The following is a 1,716-nucleotide window of genomic DNA, read 5'->3' as shown; positions in this document are numbered from 1 at the left end:
GCCGGGCTTGAAAGAATCTGTTCGCCATGGCGTCACGACGGTCACTATAGGCAATTGTTCCATTAGCATGACGTCATTAGATGCTGAGGATTGCTCTGATCTATTTACGCGTGTTGAGTCTGTTCCCAGAGAACATGTTCTTCCCTTGTTGAAGGAAAAGAAAACTTGGACCAACGTAAGTGAGTACGTTGAATTTCTAGAACAGCATCCTCTAGGGCCAAACATTAGTAGCTTTATTGGTCATTCTGAAATTAGGGCTGCTGTCTTAGGTTTGGGGCGTGCAGTAGATCGCAACGCAGATATTTCAGAGCATGAATATCAAAAGATGGAATCCATGCTGGATGACGCCTTGAAACACGGTTTGCTAGGTATGTCAGCCATGACGACGTCTTGGGACAAGTTAGATGGAGATCGTTATCGTAGCGCTTCACTGCCTTCGACCTATGCTAAGTGGAAAGAATTTCGTCGTCTAAATGCTGTGCTACGTAAGTATGATGCGATTCATCAAGGCGCACCCAACATCGTCACAAAGGTAAATATGTTCCTTTTCTTCTGGGAAAGTATGGGGCTATTTTTCAGAAAGCCACTCAAGACAACCTTGATTTCTTTGATGGATTTGAAAGCCAATCCAATGCTTGTATCGGTTGTTGCGCCAATTACACGTTTGATCAATAAGCTAGGTAAAGCTGATTTTCGTTGGCAATCTTTACCCAACCCGTTTGAGGTATATGCCGATGGCATCGACTTAGTTATTTTTGAAGAGTTTGGTGCAGGTGAGGCAGCCTTGCATTTAAGAGATGAAGTTGAGCGTAATACCTTAATGAAAGATGAAGGGTATCGACGAAGATTCCGAAAAGAATATGACAAAAAATGGGGGCCTCGTGTTTGGCAGCGAGACTTCAATGACGCAACGATTGTTGAGTGCCCAGATCAGAGCTTAAAAGGTATGAGTTTCGGGCAGGTCGCAAAGCAGCGTTCTCTGCATCCTGTTGATGTGTTTCTTGATTTGGTTGTCGAATATGGAACGCAGTTGCGCTGGCATACCGTGATCGCAAACTATAGGCATTCAAAGTTAGAGAAGTTAGTAAGCGAAAAAAGCCTGTTAATTAGTTTTGCAGATTCTGGGGCGCATATTCGTAATATGGCCTATTACAACTTCCCTCTGCGTTTGTTGAAGCTTGTGCGCGATGCAGGGAAAGAGGGGCGCCATATTATGACTATGGAGGAAGCTATTTGGCGTGTAACTGGTGAACTAGCAGATTGGTTCAATATCGATGCGGGCTATATTCGAGAAGGCAGTCGTGCTGATATCGTTGTACTTGACCCAGAAGGACTGGACCAAGAGCTAGATTTATACCATGAAGCGCCTATTGAGGAGTTTGGCAATATAGATCGCATGGTTAACCGTAATCCAGGCTTGGTAGATGCTGTGCTTATTAACGGAAATATAGCGTTTGAGAACGAAGAAATTGTCGAGAGCCTCGGTAAAGAGCGAGCCTTCGGTCAGTTCTTAAGAGCGGCTTCAGGTACTCAGGTGTAAATATGTTTGTTGAAGTTGGCAATGCTCCGATTTATGTCGATGTGGTAGGTGAGGGAGAGCCTGCTTTATTTTTGCATGGAGTTCCCGATTCAGCGGAACTATGGCGGCCTCTTCTAAAAGAGGTGTCGTCTGACTATCGATGTTATTTAACGGATCTTCCCGGTTTTTATCGCTCT

The 1,716-nt window shown here is 44.5% G+C and carries 2 protein-coding genes; both read left to right on the top strand.

What is annotated here, in order from left to right; genetic code table 11:
* On the top strand, positions 1-1,540 hold a 1,540-nt coding region (locus A3762_RS13220; protein ID WP_231878810.1), incomplete at its 5' end, for an N-acyl-D-glutamate amidohydrolase.
* Positions 1,541-1,542: 2 nt separating this feature from the next.
* A partial coding sequence (locus tag A3762_RS28855; RefSeq protein ID WP_369820682.1) for an alpha/beta fold hydrolase occupies positions 1,543-1,716 on the top strand: 174 nt, incomplete at its 3' end.

It is taken from the genome of Oleiphilus sp. HI0125 (assembly GCF_001635355.1).
The sequence above is the reverse complement of the archived record's forward strand: the minus strand, read 5'-3'. Positions and strand labels throughout refer to the sequence as shown.